Below are 18,988 nucleotides of genomic sequence, written 5' to 3'. Positions count from 1 at the left end.
CCGCCACCACCGGTGATCGCGGAGCGATCATGTGGTGGGAACTCTCCATTCATGTTGGTGTAACGAAGGATTCGCTCACCGCTGCCATTCTTTTGCGCAGCAAACGAGTTGTGAGATCGGTGCGCTGACGCTGGAGGGACACGAACGCGATGGTGGAGAAGTTCGAGTACGAACCCTTGCTGTTCCGCAGGGCAGCCGTCAAAACCGGGTCTGTTCGTGACCAGATCAACGGCGTCATCGCACGGCTGGACGCGGCGGCCGCCGGGCGTGGCTCCTGCTGGGGCGATGACACGCTGGGGCAGAACTTCTTCAAGGGCGACGCGGACAACGGCTACGAAGCGTCGAAGAAGAACACCACCGACAGCGCCAAAGCCATCGCGGGCAACATGGGCACGATGTGCGACGGGCAGTTGGAGAGCGCCCGGTTGCTCGAGCAGATGGAAAAGGGCAACTACGAGGGCTTGCGCTGATCAGGGGTCGCTGAATCATGACGAATGAACAGGCAAAGGCCCAGCTCGCCGAGATCATCGAAGGCGTGCAGGAGCAGATGCGCGGGATCGCGCAGATACAGCGGGATCGCGCGAAAATCGTTGCCAGCGCGACTGTCCGCAAGCGGGTGACGGTGTCGGTGAACGCTGATTACAAGGTCATCGAGACCAAGTTCAGCTCCGACATCGACGATCTCACCTACCCCGAGATCGCCAGGGCGATGACCGAGGCCGCGCAGCAGGCGTCGGCGGAGGTCGCACGGCTGACCCAGGAAATGATGGCGCCGCTGCAGGAGGGCCGCTCGCGGCTGCCGAAACTGACCGACCTGGTCGCCGACATGCCGGACCTCATCGTTCCCCAGGCGGTGGAGGCCTCGCTCGCTGCCCCCAATTCACCCGAGCGGCAAGAGAATTCGGAAGGCAATGAGCTGCTCGGAGCGCCGGATCGGTCGGGTTCGGCTACCGACTCGAGCTGGTGACCTCGCGTAATCGCGCATGATCTATCTTCCTGATGAGCTGGGTTGGCTCAAGTATCCGGCCGGCATGGAGTGGCCCGACGGGAACGAAGACGAGCTGTTCGGTCTCGCCGAGGACTGGCAGGCGGCCGCGGACGAGCTGCGCGGGATTCTCGACGACATCGATGCCGCGAAAGCCGCGTCGCTGACGGCCTACCCGTTCGGCAAGGGCGTCGAGGAGATGATCAAGGACTTCAACTCGATGCGCACCGGCGACGGGTCCGAAGACGATCAGTCGCTGGAAAAATTGGCCGAGTACTTCGACGAGGTCGGCAAATCGGTGTTCGATACCGGCACCGAGGTCGAGTACACGAAGATCATGTTCTACTCGTCGCTGGCGCTGCTGGCGTTCGAGATCGCGCTGTGCTGGATTCCGCCGACGCCTGCCTCACCCGCCCTGCAGACCGCGGCCATCTTGGCGACCCGGCTGGCGGTCCGCATCATCGGGCAGGCGGCCACGCGAGCCCTCATCCGCTTCGGCAGGCAGGCGTTCGTCAAGACGGTGCTGAAGTTCCTCGCCAGGCATGTGGCCATCGACCTGACGCTGGGCACGATGCAGGAACTCGGTACCCAGGCCTGGCAGGTGAGCCAGGGCCACCGGGACCAGATCAACGATCGTCAGCTGCTGGTCACGATGGTGAGTTCGGCCGCGGGCGGTGCGTTCGCCGGGCCCGCGGGCGAGTTGCTCAGCAACCGCGTCCTCGGCCCGCAGATGAATCGGTGGCTCAAGGCCGCGATCACCGGCCCCGCCGCCGGCTTCGTCGGGGCCGAGGCGGGCAATTACGCCGCGATCGGCACACAGCTCGCCATCGACCTGCACGACGCGAAGAACCAGGAGGAATGGGACGCGGCGTGGGATCGAGCCCAGCACGCCGCCAATCCCAAGAATCACGATCCGCTGATGTTGACGGCGGGCGTTTCCAACGGTCTGTTGTCCAGCTTGAGCGGGACCGGCGCGCACGCGTTCCGCAACCGCGGTATCACCACACCGGGCGTCGACACGATGAGCGGGCCGAGTCTGAGCGATCAGATCGATGCCATCGTCGGCATCAGTCCGTCCGAGGGGCGAGGTGTCGGCGAGGGTGACGACAGCGGCCTCGGTACGGACGAGGGCTCACGCGCCGCCGCTGACGACGACACCGGGCAGGGTGGACCGGCGCGTGGCGACGAAGAGGTGGGGGTGGGTGAAGGTAGCCGCGCTGGTCTCGCGGAAGGCGAGGGTGAGGGCGCCGGGAGCGGGTCCCGCGGCGATGGGGTGAGGCCCAGTGGCGCGTCCGGGCTCGGCTCGGGCGGCAACGACGGCTCGTCGATGCGCCCTGCCGCGAGCCCGTCCACCGGTGAATCCGACGGTGGATCGGGGAGTAGGGCTGCCGCCGCTGGCGATGATGGTGCTTCCGATGCGGGTCGAGGCGAGGACTTCGCCGACACCCAACTCACCGGTCAGGATTCCCGTGCTGACGGCGATCGTGCCGAGGGTGGTCGTGCCGAGGGGGATCATGCGGCCAACGGTGATCGACCTGCCGCCGAGCCGTCGGCGACCGATCGCAGTGGGACCGAACCGGATTCGCCGGTCACCCAGGACCCGAACGGTGCGCAACGGGCCGGTGTCCTGGCCGGGGAAAGCGGCCTTTCGGGCGCGGACCTCGGTGCGCGCGGTCTCGCCGACTCCAGCGCGCCGGTCACCGCCGAGACGCACGGCGGGGCGACGCACACTCCGGTAGCAGCCGCCGCCGCTCCGCTCGCCGCGCATGCCCCGGTGGGCAGTCCGGCGCCCGCTGCGGTCGCCAACCCGGCCCCCGCAGGCGTTGGTAGCCCGGCGCCCGCTACCAACACGGCACCCGCTGCCGCCGGCAACCCGGCGCCCGCCTCTCAGGCTGCCGCGGCCGGCGAAACCCGTGGCGCCCCAGCATCTTCCGCGGCACGGGGTCCAGCCGTGGATCTGCGCCAAGCTGTCGGGCCCGACTCGCCATCGGGAGCGGGGATCGTCGGCTCCACCCCCGACTCGGCGCCGGTGACCGACGAATCGTCTTCGGCCGATCGGTCAGGTGCGCCCGACGACGCGGCCGCCGTGGCGGCCACCCCCGACAGCCGCGCGGGTCTCGCCGATACCGGGCGCGCCGGTGCGGACAACCAACCTGCGGTACGCGCCGACCATGCCGACAACGTGGCGACGAGTTCGCGCAACGGCGTCGACACCGGGGAAACGCGACTGGCCTCGCCCGTCGACGACGCGGTGGCTCCGGTCGTGCCGCTCGCCCCCGGCGAGAACGCGCCGTCGAATCCCGTCCGTCGACGTGCCCGCGTTCCGATCGGCGAGCCCGGTGTCGCACCGACCGATGGCGCCGATCGCGGTGGCGTCGCCGACCGGAACAACGGTGCCGACGGCGGAATCGCCGGCAGCACGCCCGATTACGCGGCATTTCTGCCCAACGGACAGGGCGTGGTCCACGCCCCGACCGCTACCTCCATCGGCAATGACACCGCGACGCACAATGTCCGCAACAACGTGCGCAACGAGGGCGCGCACGACGTCGTCCTGCACGGAAGCAGGGCAGGCCAGCCCATTCCGGGACTGGCGGGCCCGGTCGATCCGGCCCTCATCGCCCAGGCGATCCTGAACAACCCGCACTATGTTCCCGGTACTCCGGTGCGGCTGCTCTCCTGCCACAGCGGCGCCGACGGCAGCTTCGCGCGAACACTCGCCGACCTACTCGGTGCGCGGGTGGAGGCACCGACAGATGAAGTCCGCGTCCGCCAGGATTCCGACCAGCCCGCCGAATTGCCTGCGGGCAAATGGGAGACATTCGACGGTCGCAACGGCGCCGAACCTACCGCCGACGGCGCCCGTGAGCCCGCGGACTCGTCGCATCAGCCCGCGGACTCGACGCGGTCACCCCGAGACTTCGACGATCTGGACATGGACCGGATGGGCGAGGACGGCCGGTCACGCGCCGAGTTGGAGGCGGCACTCGGTGGACCGCTGCGCGACTTCGCCGACCCCGGCGCCGGTCGGCCACGGCACCAGGGGATCGTCGACGAATTGATGCGGATGGCCCGCGACGCGGACCCCGGCGATATCGCGCGCGGTGCCGGGCCACGCGCCTTCGTCGTCGACCAGTTCGTGAGCCCTGGTCAAGGGCTCATCGTCGGCGGCGCGCCCTACGCCATGGTCGTCGGTCTCGATCCGGCGACCGGGCAGCACCGCGTCGAGATCCTCGATCCCGAAACCGGTGCGCGCCATCCCTATCCGCGGCCGACACCGCCGGATCTGCGAACGGTCTCGGCCGTCCTGATGGACTCGCAGGGCAATGTCGTGGAGCCGCGCGTCGTCGACCCCCGTCTACAGTTCACCGCGAACCGCGGCGATGCGGGACCGGCGCCACGTGTCGGCGATCTGACGCCCGATCCGCGCAACCCGGCGGAATCGCCCGCCCGTCAGCCCGACCCGCGGAGCCCGGCGGAATCGCCTGCGCGACAGCCCGACCCACGCAACCCAGCGGAATCACCTGCGCCGCAGTCTGATTCGCGTCGACCGGCGGAGCCTCGGTTCTACGATCCCGACGAGGCGTACGAGGCGGGCCGAAATCCCGATCTTCCGCGGGATGCTCCGTTCGGCCCAGCGGTCGATGGGAGTCTCGCGAACAACTCCCCGGATGTCAGCGGGCCGCCGCGCTCGCTCGACGAGTTGCGCAGGGATCGGCCTGACCTGTCGTTCGATGATCTGCTCGACCTGCGCGAGGCGCTGTACCAGCAGGCCGGTATCGAACCGCCGAGCCTGTCCCGCGAGAGCCTCGACAGCTTCCTCGACGCGGTCTGGGAGGATCGGGACGCGATGCCCGGCGCCATGGATGTCTACAACCTGTACGCGCTGCAGCACGAACCCAACGTGGTCACCGATCCCGCCGGTTACCTGCGTGCCGTCACCGACATCCTGGTGAACAACCCTGAGCTCCAGTACGCGATGATCCAGTCGCCGCACGGTCGCGGCATGGTCCTGCCGGAAACCGTCGGTGACGTCGACCCGGATTTCCACTTCCTGCACTTCAACCGGCCGGGAGCCGACTTCTCCCCCGGGTACCGGGTGTACGTGAACCCGCGCATGGATGCCGCACCCGAGCTGATGCGAAACATGGTGCGCGACTTGCTCCTCGACGCCGACGACTTCACCGGCGTCAAGACCGCGAAGGTGGCGGGTCCCCTCGCGACGCGACCCGACGCGATCGTGGTCTACGTGCGCGACATCGATGACGCGCACCGGGTGACCGAATGGTTGCGTGACTATCGCGATCGGGCCGGGGACGTCTTCGTCTGGGACGCACCCCCGATGACGCGGCAGATGCTGGAGGGCGTCGGCATCGGCGCGCACCCCAAGGGCAACAGTTTCGGATTCGTGCGCTCGGTCGCGATTCGCGCCGCGCTGGAGGCCACACTGGCCAACGGCGGCGACTTCGCGGACTTCCACGCCGAGGTCCTGCGCAGGCTGCCCGAGGCAGGGGTGTCGCCGGACAACCCGCATCAACGCCCGGAGTCCGACAGGCCTGGTTACGACCGGATGGGCGAGGACGAGCCCGGCGACGACACACCGGCGCAGAAGGCCGACCGCGTACGCGCCGAACTCGCCGACCTGCGTGCCGATCTCGCAGCGAACCGCGCGGAATTCCTCCACGGAATTGCCGATGCGATCGCCGAGTCCGACCCGATCGCTCGCGACGGCGAGTCGGCCGAGTCGGCGCGCGGCCGCGCTCGACAAGCCGACTGGAATGCCCGCCAGCTCAGGGCTGACGCGGACCTGCTGTGGTCCGCCGCCGGTGACAGACCGGAAACACCCACTCCCACTCCGACTCCGGATCCGCGCGTGGGCTGGATGGTGAATGATGCGGCGTCGCAGGCCGAGTCGCCGCCGATTGATCCGCGTCGGGCGTGGATGCTGGATGACGCGGCGTCGCAGGCGGATCCGTCTCGCGTTGATCCGCGTCGCGCATGGATGCTCGACGATCCCGCGTCGCAATCGAATTCAGCGCCGGTTGATCCACGTCGCGCATGGATGCTGGATGATTCCGCGTCGCAGTCGAATTCGGCGCCGGTTGATCCGCGTCGGGCGTGGATGCTGGATGACGCGGCGTCGCAGGCGGATCCGTCTCGTGTTGATCCGCGTCGGGCGTGGATGATGAACGATCCCGCGAATCCGTCGACGCCGGACCCGCGTGCGGACTGGATGATGGATCCCGCCGCGTCGCAACCAGATCTCGCCGCCGCCGACGCATGGGCCAAGGCCGAGTACGACCGGCTGATGGCCGAGCGGAACCAGTTGGCGCGCGAGACGCAGTTCTGGCGGGCCAAGCGGGACGACCGGGTCACCCGATTGATGGGGATCGTCGATGCGGAGCAGGCGGTCGGTACCAGGGCCGACCTCGCGCAGACGATGCGCCGGCTGGCGGACGAGGCGGCATCGCGGCCCACCCGGGTCGCGCCGATCGGTGAGGAAGCGGGCGGGCAGGTCAACGAGCGGCGCTCGCAGGCCGACCAGGCACATCGGCGCGAGGCCGCCGCCAAGCTCGACGATGCCGCGCGTCGCGTCATCGAGCTGCGCGAGGACCTCGCCGCCATCGACCGCCAGATCGCCGAACTCGAGGCCAGCGGCGCCCTCGACGGACGACCGCCGAGTGCCGAGGCAGGCCCCGAACTGGATCGGCTGGCCAGGCAGCGGGCCGCCGAACTGCTGCGGATCAAGCCGCACCGTGCCATGCGCGACGATCTGGCGCAGCGCTTCGACCTGGTCGACGCCGACGGTGCGATCGACGAGAGCGCACTCGCCCCGGAGAACCTCGCCGCGACGATCGATCAGCTGCGCGACAACCATCCCGCCAGCCGCACCGCCGAACTCGACGCACTCGCCACCGCCGCCCGCGACGTGAACGAGGCACACAATCGGATCGGCCGCCTCCAGGACGAGATGGCGCTGGTGGCCGGTGCGGCCCGCACCGATGTCGAGGGCGACGGCGGCCGGATGCACACCAGAGACGTCGGTCTCATCGACGGCGAACCGCCGCGGATCGTCGTCTACGGACCGCGTGATCCGTTGGGTTATCTGCCACGCGACGGCGGACTCACCGACCACGAGACTGCTCTGCAGCGTGCGCTGAGCACCTCCGACGCGGTGGTCAGGGCCTTCACCCGCGACCGCGCCACGGTGGAGTTCCGCAGGATCACCGCCGACCGCGAAGGCAATGCCCGCGTCGATGCCATGCCGAACGACGGACCGCAGGTGCGGCGCACCACCATCGATTACACGATCCGTGACAGCGCTGGTGGGCGCACGCATCTGGATGTCGTGCAGTGGCGTTCGTCCGATGGGACCTGGCACGACGTCAATCCGGAAGGCGCCCGGTGGGAGAACCGGCGCGGCTCCGACGAACGGCCCGATCACTTCGAAGGCAGGCCGCTGCCCGAAGGCGTGAGCAGCGTCGGCGTCAGCCCGACCCAGGCGGCCATCGTGGACGGGATCAGCGGTTCGCACGGCCCCGGCATCAATGAGGGCTTCCTGCCTCGGGTTCCCGGCGGTCCGCCCCTGGACCCGGGGCTCGACAGCCACGCGAATCCCGTGCCGGAGGCCGCGTCCAACCTGCTGCGGATCACCGTGGAACTGGTGAAGATCTCGGGCTGGTCGTGGTTCCAGGACCCGAACGACTCCAGCCGCATCAAGCCCGGTTTCAAGCCCAAGCGCCTCATCCGCCGGTTCAGCTCGGACCAGCAGCCGTTCGTCAACCGGCCCGACCGCGCCGATGTGGTGGCCCACCCGAACGATTCGGCGCAGATGCGAGATCGGCGCGACGCGCGACGGGCCGCATGGGCCGAGGTGCAGCGCTGGGCGGATCAGCAATACGACCAATTCCTGCGCACCGACGGCGATGTGGGTCCGATCGCGGACGCGGTGCGGGATCAGCGCCTGGCCGACCAGCGGACCCAGGCCCGGGACATGGTCGACGCCATCAAGAGCGCGCTCAACGACGCCGCCGCCCGACTGCCGGGCGATCCCGAGACCCGGAAGCGGGCCTTGATCGACGAGGTCAGGGCTCGCCTCGCCGACCCCGAAACCCGGTTCAGCCGCAAAGACACGGAGGCCGAGACCCGCCGCGAAGCACTGCGACAGGTCTACGACTGGCTGGAGTCCGGCGTCCCCAACCATGTCATCGCCGACACGATCGCGAACCAGCTGCCGAGCCGCATCCCGGAACTCACCCCCGACAACGTGCGCCAGATCAAGCAGTTCCTGATGGAGCACGAAATATTGATGACCGACCCGGATTCGGGTCAGCTGCGGTGGCGTCCACTCGACCGGCTGGCGCATGTGGCCGAAGCATGGGGTCGACTGAGCAGGGGCGAGCCCGAGCCTGGCGACCTGCTGTTGATGCGGGATGCGTGGGAGTGGTCCGAGCAGCGCCGCCGCAGCTACGAAGACGACGATTACAACCTCACCTGGGAAGAAATTCAGGACCGGGTCGCGCGCATGCCGGGCGATCACTGGGACGGTCACCGCGCGCCCCTCACCGGTGACCGCGCGAACATCCCGTTCGAAGCGCCTGCGCGGAGCACCCCGGACGACCCGACCCCGACCCCGCAGGGGACACGGCCCGAAATCGGTGCGCCGGACCCGAATACCCCACCCGGGCAGGGGCGATACGACGTCATGGGCGAGGACGGCCCAGACGCGCACACCGACAGCTACCGCGATCCGGACGGCACCTGGCACCACAGCGATGACGCGCCGAACACCCACCGCGACGCGAACTTCGGCTACCGCGATGCGAGCAACCAGTTCCTCAGCGATCATCTCACCGCGCAGGAGTACGAGTACCTGGCGCAGAAGGGCGATACCCACCCCTACGAGGTGAGCGATCCCGACCTCGCTCGACAATTGCGGGACGCGTCCGCCGAGCGGATGGAACTGCAAGCCGAGCGGGACGCGGTCCGTGACACCGTCGATCGACTGAAGTCCGAGTTCGGGATCGAGCGACTCACGGACCTGACGACCGAACGACTCGGCCCCGAGACTCAGCGGCAGCAGGCGCGGCTCTACGCCGATCCATCGCTCACCGAGGCAGACCTGGTGGGCAAGCTGGCCACGCTCGCCGATCTGGAAGTCGCGGCGACGAAGTACAACGACCTCGGTCCGAAGATGGTCGAGGTCTCCAAGCACCTCGGCGAGCTGGCGGGGCGCGCGTTCGCCCTCGACCCGCAGACCAGGCCGGGCGCGGTCCTGTTGTCCCCGTTCGATGGTTCCTTCGACGGTGCGAACACCGTCGATATCGCGTCGATGACCCGGTCCGTCGACGGGGCGCCGACGACGTTGATCGTCGTCGAGGCCAAGGGCGTCGGAGCGTCCCTCGGCGGCTCGAAAACCGCACACGCGCAACAGGGTTCGCCGGAGTACCTGCGGCGCACCCTGGCGATCGATCAGAACCTGGCCAGGATCCTCAACGAGACCCCGGCCCAGATGGCGGCGCGTGGTCTCGAGCCGGACAGCGACGCGGGCCGGACACTGCGCGAGGCGGTGCGCGAGCTGCGCGCGGCGGCCGCGGACGGCACCCTGCGGGTCGAATACCACCTGGTGCACGCCTCCGCGCGCGGCGAGGTCACGGTGACCGAACTGCTGCTGGTGCGCGATGGCGTGGATGTCCTCGCCGATGTCCCGTTGCCGATCGCCGAGTTCGACACGATGGGGGAGCCCTCGCTCGACGGCCCCGGCTACCTCCGTGGCCCCGATCCCGACGTGCTGCTGCCGCGCGATGGGCAACCGTACGGTTGGCTGCTGCACACACCCGATCCCGCGACGACCGGGGTCCGAGATCTGCTCGCGCGCACCGACATCGGTCGCGAAGCGCTGGCCACCTTCGATGCCGTCGACGCGGGCGTGCGTTTCGGGACGCTCGACGACAACGCGCCGGACTCGTTCAACGGCCGGACGATGGACGTGGTCGTCGGTGCCGAAGGCCGCGACCGCGTCGGGCAGGCCGACGCGATGGTGCGCGCCGCGAGCCTCGCCGATGCGGTGCTCGGCGGCCGCGTCGAGGTGACGCCCGCACAGATCAGGGCGCTCGATCGGGACGACCACATCACCGCCCGCGTCCGTGCCGAGGCAGAGGCCTTCGGCAGGCAGGCCGAATTCCATCGTGAGCTGAACGAGGCAGGCCACGATCCGTTCAGCGGCACTGCCCATGATCTGGTGGACGTCGCGACCCGCAAGACGTTGGACGCGGCCTACCTCGCGGCCTACGACGCGGCGGTAGACGCGGCCACCCGCCGGGATTCGACCCTGAGCCCCGAACAAGCGCGGCAGATCGGCCGGGAAGCGGGCGTCGCCCGGTTGCTCGACCACCCACACTTCGACAACCCGGACGGGTTCAGTCGACGCGCCGAAGCGGGCGCCGAATGGGATCGGCATCAAAACCCCACGCCGAGGACCGGACTCGACGAATACGTGCCGTCGAATCGTGACGCGGCCCGCGAACTCGAGCGACTGATGCGCGATCAGTCGGCGGCCTCGCGCACGCTCACCCGGATCGAAGCCGACTGGGATCTGGTCGCCGATCGCATGGTGCGCGGCTTCAACTTGCCCGTCGACGAACTGCCCGGCACTCGCCGCGCGATCACCGACATGCTGGTGCTGCGGGCGATGGACATCGACATCTGGCACGGCCTCGACAACGCTCTGCTGCTCAATGATCTGGCCGCCCAGCACACCAGGGCGACGATGGAGCACGCGCGCATCGTCGACGAGATCACCGACACCGTCCGAGGTGACCTCGTGCGGCAGGGGATCGCACCCGCCGACGCGGCCCGAACACGTACGCACGGTGACGAATCCGGTGTGCTGCACGTGCTCCGGGATTCCGATGCCGCCGACGACGACGTCCGGCCCGCGTGGTTGTCCGATCCCGGACTCGCCGGCGAAGCACTCACCCGGGCGAATGCCGACCACGCTGCTCTGGTCGACCATGTGGACCGGATCTATCGGGAACCGACGATGCTGCTCGACGGCTGGCATCGCGGGACCTCGCTCGACCGGATGGGCAGGTGGGCGCTGCAGCAGATCGCCGATCGTGGGGTGGCGGTTCGCTTCAGCATCGAGCCCGAATATCGGTCGCGGCCGGGCGCCGACCGCCGCGACCGCGCCCCCGGCTACGACCCGGTCACCAACACCCTTGTGCTCGACCGTGATGCCTCGCCCGCGCAGCAGGCCAAGGACATGGTGTTCGCCGCGCGCATGGCGGACCAGCTGGCCGCCGTGGCCGAGGGGTTGCCCGAGCTGCTCACCCTGGGCCGGGACGAATACGCCGACCGGATGACAGATCGGGTGGCCGACGCGCTGGCGCTGTCGTTCGGATACGACGCGGAGCGCGGCAGATTCATCGACACCGGCGACGAATCACCCCTGCGTCGCACCTACGACGACGCCGTCGCGGACGCGATGAAGACGGCGAAGAAGGCCTACGAGAAGCTCGGGACGGTCACCATCGACGACCTGTTCCAGGCTGCCGCGCATCGGGCCGGGGTCAGGGCGGTGCGCGCCGCTCTCGACGCGGACGGACCGCGCGTCGACGGCCGTGGCTACCGTGACCAGTTCGGCGCGGACTGGGACCGGACCCGCGGCATCACCCCACCGGCACCGCTCGACGGTGCGGCCCGACCGGATCGCCCGGCGCGGCTGCCGGAGTCGCGAGCGCTCAGGGACGCGCGCGCACCGTATCTCGCGCTGGAGATCGAATCCCTGCGCGCTGTCCGCGATCTCGGCGACTATGTGCCGATCGGCCCGGCCGAACGGGCCTATACCGACGCGTACACGAAGGCCCATGACAAGGCCGAGCGGGCGCATCGGCGCGACGCCGACGCACCGCCGCCTGCCCGGGTCGCCGTGGAGGCGGGGCGAGAAGCGCTGCGCCGGTACGTGAACCGGGTGGGTCTCGAGCATGCCGAGATCGTCCTCGACGTGGCACGCGCCGGCGGTGACGGCGCGAACCCGCACTGGGGCCGACCCGATGCCGGGGATCGGGCCGACACCGCCCTCGCGCGCACCGATGACGCCGTGCGGAGTGACTTCGCCGAGCGGGCGTTGGCCAAGGAACTCGAATCGGATCCCGATGGGGTGTCCCTCACGTCGAATATCGCCGCTTTCCGTCGGCCCGGGTTCCTCTCCTGGCGCAGACTGCACGTCGTCGCCGAGCCGGGTGGGCATTTCGCCGCCCTGCACGAACTGGCGGCACGGAACCCCGAATACTCCGATGTGGTGTGGAACGTGCTGGCGCACGACGTCCAATGCTGGGTGCCGGAGCGCGGTCCGGGCGGGGAGCCTGCCCTTCGCTTCCTGACCGAGGGCGAAGCGCTCGGCCCGATGCGTCGTCCCGACGTGGACGAAAGCCTCGCACAGATGCTCGACCACTATCTGAAGTACCGCACCGAGGGGTTGACCGACCTCGGCTTCGGCGAGTGGTTCCGGCAACTCGGACCGGACCACTTCGACAGTCCCGAACACACGGAGCGTCGACGGAAATCGCAGCCGAGCGAGTTCCGGGATTCCGTCGTCGCCTTCACCGGCGATCTGTACTTCAGCGGGATCAGGGCCGCCGCCTCGCCAACGGCCGCGGTGCCCGCGACCCCGCATCCGTCGGAGGTGCTGCACCGCCTGGCCACCCGGCGAATTCCGTTGCTGACCGCGGCGTCCGAGCGTCCGCCGCACTTTCGGCACCACCAGTTCACGGTCGGTGACGTCCGAGTCAACGTCCACTTCGAGCCGGACGGGAACGGTGCGTGGCGAGTGCCGCGCCCGCGCGGGGACGCCTCCGCCTCGGACGTGCTCGCGAGCCGGTTCCACGGACTGACCGATGCCGATCCCGTCCGATTGGGCAACCGCATCGCCCGAATGCTCGAGGACGGTGCCGCCGACCTGACCGACCGCAGTCGGCCGCGCGGACGATTCGGACGATTCATCGACCGGATGGCGTCGAACGAGCCCGCGGCAGAGCCCGGGTACGACCGGATGGGCGACGACATCGAGCCGTTGCGCCCGCCGGACGAAGACATCGATTCCTTCACCGCCGACAACGAGCGGTTGCTCGGTGTGCCCGGTGCCGACGAGTGGACCGGACTGAGTCCCGCCGAGGTCGGCGCTCGGCTGCGCGACGAACTCGCCCGCATCCTCGACTATCCCGACATGGCGGCGATCGGCTTCGACCTGCCCGGCCTCAATTGGTCGGTGGTGCAGGAATTCGCCAGGGGCACCGTGGATATGGCGAGGTTGCACCCGAACGTCGATCTGCGCAGCGTCGCGATCCGGTCGATGCCCTTCGGCGTACTCGGCGAAACCGAGCGTGGCCCTATCGAATCCGGCCGCTACCACAGCAAGGAAGTCGCCCTCAACTACGACCACGCGACGAGTGCCTACGACTTCCACCAGCAGGTTCGTGATGCTGTCGACGCCGATCTGTTCTACCCGTCCGCGCTGGAGCGACCCGTCTACTACGTTGCCCTGCACGAGTTCGGGCACGTCCTCGACACCGCGGGGCAGCTGAATGCTCGGCATCTCGCCGAAAGCTATCTGCTCGAGCTGAGCACACGCGATCCCGACGCCGACTTCGGCGGCTGGCTGGACATGCTCAGCCGCTACAGCCTCGACGAGGACCTGATGCTCCGGTCGGGCGAGGCGCTGGCCGAGGCATTCGCCCACGTGATGTTCCGCGGCGTGGACGACGTGAGCAAGCCGGTCCGTGCCCTGTACGAGCTGCTCACCAGATACGCCGAGAACCCGGAACTGCACCCCGGCGATCTCCTCCCGATCGCCGGCGACGTCGACCCGGGCCCGGCCGAACGAGACGCCGATCCGTCAGCCCCGCGTGACCGGGTGGACGCGTCGAACCCGGCGCGAGATCAGGTCGACGTGCCGTTCGACCGCATGGGCGAGGAGCCCGACGGTGCGCGCGAATCGACGCCGGACCAGCCCGATACACCGATCGAGCCGACCGCCGTCGGCCGACCGCCACGAGTGGAGATCGAGGTCGACGGCGAACGGGTGCCGTTGAACGTGCGCCCGGACGGCGACGATCGGTGGCAGGTCGTCGGAGAGAACGCGCCGCCGGCCGACGCGACGCCGACCTCCCGCCTGCGCCGGGAATGGCAGTTCGTCCGCGAGTCATGGCCCCAGCATGTGGAGCAGATCAAGTACCCGTCCGGCTCCCCGGTCGGCGACAGCAAGGGACAGGCCGCCATCGCCGACGGCATCAGTGGCCTCGCCGATCTCGTCGAGTCGGGCGGCGCCGCACCCGCGCCGGTGAACCCACCGCCCGCGTCACCGGACATCCCGGTGATCCAGGCACCGCCGGAGGCCGGTGGACCGGATCCGACCTTCCTTCGCCTCGCGCAGCAGTTGCCGATCTGGATTGCCAACCGGGAGAAGATCCCGCTCCTTGGCCAACTCTCGGCCCGGATGCGCGACTCGGCGGGCGAACACCTGCCGATGCGGTTGCCCGACGGCTCGGTGTATCAGCCCTGGTACACCGACGTGGACCCCGACGACGTTCGCGCCCAGGTCACCAGCGACCTCGAGGTCGGCCGGACCACCGCCGACGAAGCGCGCGACGGTCTGTTGCTCGCGTTCGTCAATGCCGATGCGGGAGCGCGTGATCGGATCATCGACGCACTGCTCGAGCACGACCTGATCTCGCCCGAGGCCGCGGACCGGCTCGCGGACGAGCCGCCTGCCGCACCACGACTGCCCGAACCCATCGGGCCCCCGCCCGAAGGCGAGACGCTGACCGAGGCCGCGCGACGGCTTCTCGATCTCGACCTGCCCGACGAGTCAGGGGAGACGCTGCGTCGAGTCATCGACGAGCAGCAGTACCGCGCGATGCGAATGGTCGGCTCGATCGAAGGGCTGGCCGCCGCGGTGCAGCGGTTCATCGAAGAGCAGACGCTGCCCTACGGCGGAGCTGATCTCGGCGACGACGCACGACCGGATTCGGCGGGCTTGCCCGGGCGGCGCGAACCGGCGGCCATCGGCGAAACCCGTGACGAAGACGGCTATTTCGACGACGACTACTTCGACGACGACGAGTTCGACGAGTCGTCGCGGCCACGGCAGCGCGGCCGGTACGACGATCCCGACCCGGCAGGCCGGGCCGTGCCGATCGGCGGTTCGGTCAGCTTCACCGACCAGAACCCGCTCGGGCGGCTCCGCGACGAGTTCCTCCGGGCGTTCGGCCACGATCCTGGCCTGCTCAATGTCACCCCGATCGGCAACGGCGCCGAGCCGCTGCCGGAGTGGGGCGACGCCGATGAGCTCGGTCGGGACGAAGGTCTGCGCAAGTTCTTCGAGCACGCGCTGCGTCGCGATCAGCTTCGCGACGAGCTGGCCACCTGGGCGGCCAGCCGTGATGTCGGTATCGATGAGGTCGCGACCAGGGCCGCCGCCGACGCGCTGCTCTCTCGTTTGCGGGCCGAGAGCATCGCCAGGTCGGCCAGGGTCGCGGAGTTCGCGGCCGCGGCCGAGCGGTTGCTCTTTCCGGACGGCGACGACGGCGCCGCACCGGTCGGTGCCCGGCTCGGCGACCAGGCGGTGCGCGTCCCGTTCACGAACGGGCCGGATCGGCTGGTCATCGTCGATGGTGTCGCCCAGCGCGACCACGTGCTGGCGGGGCTGCTCGCCGCCGACCCCGACCTCGCCGCCCAGCTCGCCCGGCGTGAGCTGGTCGTCGATTATCGGCTGGCGCAGACAGATTGGTCGGGAAATATTCGGCTCGAACCTGCCGATACGCCGGACGTCAGGTATCGGCAGGAGGTTGTCGACGGTCGGGAACTGGCCGTGACCTTGCTGCGCGACGGCGACGGGCCATGGCGTGCGGTGCTCAACGCCGACGAGGTCACGCCCACCTCGACCGCCGATGCCACCGTGCCACGCTCGCCGGCCGCGATGCTGACCGAGCTGGCCCAGGTGGTTCGCGATCTCGGCCTGCACCCGCTCACCCTCGACCCGTCTCAGCTCGAGGCGCTGGTGCCGGACCTGCGCCTCGACAATGCCGTGCGGGCCACCCAGATCGAGGCGCTGAGCGATTTCACCCGCTCCGCCAACGACATTCAAACGTTCCACGACGTCAGTGACGCGCGCAGTCACCTGGCGACGCGCCTCGGGCTCACCCAAGAAGCGCTCACCCCGGAAACGCTGGCGGCCGCCCTCACCGACACCGCGACGGCGAAAGCGCTGCGCGTGCAACAGGTCGGCGACCTGGTGGCCTACGCCAAGCAGTTGCGTGAGATCGACCCGGCGGCCGTCGACGCCGCACGAGACCACCTGGCACGGCGGCTCGTCTCCGAGGACACCGCGCGCAGGTTGGTGCCGAAGCGGTTCATCGCCCGGGTGAACATCGACCCCCGGGTCATGGCGCTGCTGCCGCCGGGGTACGTCGACGGGCCGAACGGGAAACGCGTCTACGCGGTGAACGAGAGCGGGCTGTCGGCCAAGAAGCTGCGCAAGCTGATCCGCATGCTCGAGCGCGACGGACAGCACGACCTGCTGCGCGACGCGCTCACCGAATACGCGAGCGCGTTGCACCGAGTCGACGCGTATTCGGAGGTGCCGCGCGGCGACGAGTCAGCGGACCCGCGCGTGGTGGACGGCAGACTGCCGATGCACGATCCGGACGCCGTCTACAGCCTGCGTGATGTCGTCGCCGACGCGATGCGCGGTCGCGGTGAGACCGATTTCGCCACCGCCGTGGCCGAGGCCGCGGCCAGACCGGACAGTGGGCCACTGCCGACCACCGATCCGGCACGCCGCCCGACCGCGAACCGCGACTGGGCCAGGATCGTCGGTGTCGACATCACCGACGCCGACGACGCCACCTTCGCCAAGGTGTACGAGGCCTACCGCGACGGCCGGATCGAGCGTCACGAAGGCTTGAGCCCGGAGAAGCTGATCGCCGAACTCGCCGCGCTGCGCGGGGAGATCCGGTTGCGCGCCGATCAGATCGACACACTCGCCCGCCTGCTCGCCGAACTCGACCTGGCAATGCGCGCCGAGCCACTGCCCGCGGCGCACCCCGGCGAACTGCCCACGACCCCTGATCCGACACCACCCGACGCCGGACCGCCGGACAACGGGCCGACCGACCCGGCCGAAGGTCGCGAGGGCAACGACTCGCCTCCCGCCGATCCCGACAACTCGTCTCCCGCGGATCCCGACAACTCGCACTCGGGCCGCAAGCCCAGTGAGCCCGCACCGGATCCGTTGGCGCAGATCGAAGCTGCGCGTCAGCGGGAGACGGCCGCGGTCGACGAGGCCTTCGCGCGTGCCGATGAGGAGTCGGCTGCGGCGCACGATCGGGTCATCGAGGATCTGGATCAGGTCGATGGTGATATCGAGGCGCATGCCGATTATGTGCGCTCGGTGAACAAACTCGAGCAGGCGCGGGAGGAAGCCCTCGAGGCTTTCGACAACAACGCGTCCTCCGATAACCGCGCTGACCCCGGTACGAGCACAACCCACCCGACGCCCGCGCCCGGTGAGCCGACTCCCGCTCCGCCTACCACCACCCCGCCTGAGAACGGCGGAACCCCCAAACCGCCGAACGCCGACCCCGCCGCGACCCCACCGCGACCCTCGCGCCCACCGACTCCCACCTACCGTTCGCACATCCCGCATCCCCCAAGAGAATTCGACCCAGAATTCCCAGACCTGATGCACGTCGACCCGATCCGCTGGCCAGACCTGGACCTGACCCCGACGAACCCGCGTGAGCCGGAGCCGCCGCGTGAGCCGGAGCCGCCGCGTGAGCCGGAGCCGCCGCGTCAGCCCGAGCCGCCGCGTCCGCCGTGGCCGACACCTACGGAGCCTTGCCCCACCCCGCCACCGCCTCCTCCGACGACGCCGATACCTCCGGTTCCGCCGAACCCGGTCCCACCGTGGCCGACGGTTCCTCCTACACCCCCGGTTCCGCCGTGGCCGCCTACACCCCAGGTCCCGCCGTGGCAGCCGACGCCCTCGACGCCCCCGGCACCCTCGGTCCCATCGTGGCCGTCGACGCCTCCGGCACCGTCGTGGCCGATGCCGCCGGTACCTCCGGCGCCGACGGTCCCGTCGAACCCCACTCCGTCTTGGCCGACACCTACGCAGCCGCAGCCCACCCCGCCAAACCCCACTCCGACACCGCCCGTACCGCCGAACCAGGGTCCGCCGAATCAGGGTCCGCCGTGGCAGACTTCGCCACCTCCGGTTCCGCCGAACTCGGTTCCCTCGTGGCCGACCCCGGAGGCCCCGTGGCCCACGCCGCCGACGACCGGTCAGACCCCGCCGTCGACGCCACCACTACCGCCGTGGTTGTCGACACCGCCGGTGGCGACTCCTGACCTGCCGACACCACCGATGGGGGTACCCGTAGTTCCGCCGGGAGCCGGGCCGTACCCCGGCGCCTCGCCGTCGGATCAGATGCCGTTCTCGCCCATGCCGCCGGTTCCGCCGGGGCAGGTGCAGGCTGGTCGAGACGATTCGCGTCGTCGGCCGTTCGGCAACGGGTATGCGCCGCCGCCGACGGCGGCGAACGGGGCGGTGCTCGTGCGCCCGTTCGTCGGATACGGCGTGCGCGCGGAGTTCGACCCGGCTACCGGCGCGCTGCGGGCAGCCGCTCCGGAGGCCGGCGGAGTGGGTGGTGTCTACGGTGATGTGGGTGGTGTCCAGGTGGTCTTCTACCGGGACGGCGCCCGGCTCGCGCTGCGGGTCGGCGATCGTATGATCGACCTCGACGGTCCGGTCCGCATCGAATACGGCCCCGCCGATCACCGGCGCACGCGGTTCGCGATCGTCGATGCGAGCACCATGATCTGCGAGCTGTTCTACCGGCCGCTGCCGCGCGAGATGGATCTGGGCGCGTATATCGAGCACGCGCTGCGCGACCCGGTCCACCGAGCCGAAATCTTCGCTCGCCGATGACGACCGATACAACC

General features: G+C 69.7%; 3 protein-coding genes. All 3 read left to right on the top strand.

What is annotated here, in order from left to right:
• The first annotated feature begins 149 nt into the window (after positions 1 to 149).
• Genes ASD42_RS18655 through ASD42_RS18645 form a run of 3 tightly spaced genes read left to right on the top strand, consistent with a single transcriptional unit; the run spans position 150 to position 18,974 of the window.
• Positions 150 to 470 (top strand): hypothetical protein, encoded by a 321-nt coding sequence (locus ASD42_RS18655; protein WP_056818348.1) that lies wholly within the window; start codon positions 150 to 152, stop codon positions 468 to 470.
• A gap of 17 nt (positions 471 to 487) precedes the next feature.
• The gene (locus tag ASD42_RS18650) at positions 488 to 967 is read left to right on the top strand and encodes a YbaB/EbfC family nucleoid-associated protein (protein WP_056818346.1); all 480 of its coding nucleotides are present in this window, start codon (positions 488 to 490) and stop codon (positions 965 to 967) included.
• A gap of 16 nt (positions 968 to 983) precedes the next feature.
• Positions 984 to 18,974 carry a WXG100-like domain-containing protein gene (locus ASD42_RS18645; RefSeq protein WP_056818344.1) on the top strand — a complete coding sequence of 5,997 codons (17,991 nt, stop codon included), beginning with the start codon at positions 984 to 986 and terminating at the stop codon, positions 18,972 to 18,974.
• The last annotated feature ends 14 nt before the right edge of the window (positions 18,975 to 18,988 follow it).

It is taken from the genome of Nocardia sp. Root136 (genome assembly GCF_001427185.1).
Lineage (GTDB): Bacteria > Actinomycetota > Actinomycetes > Mycobacteriales > Mycobacteriaceae > Nocardia > Nocardia salmonicida.
Note: the sequence above shows the minus strand (reverse complement) of the source record. Positions and strands in the feature narration are given on the sequence as shown.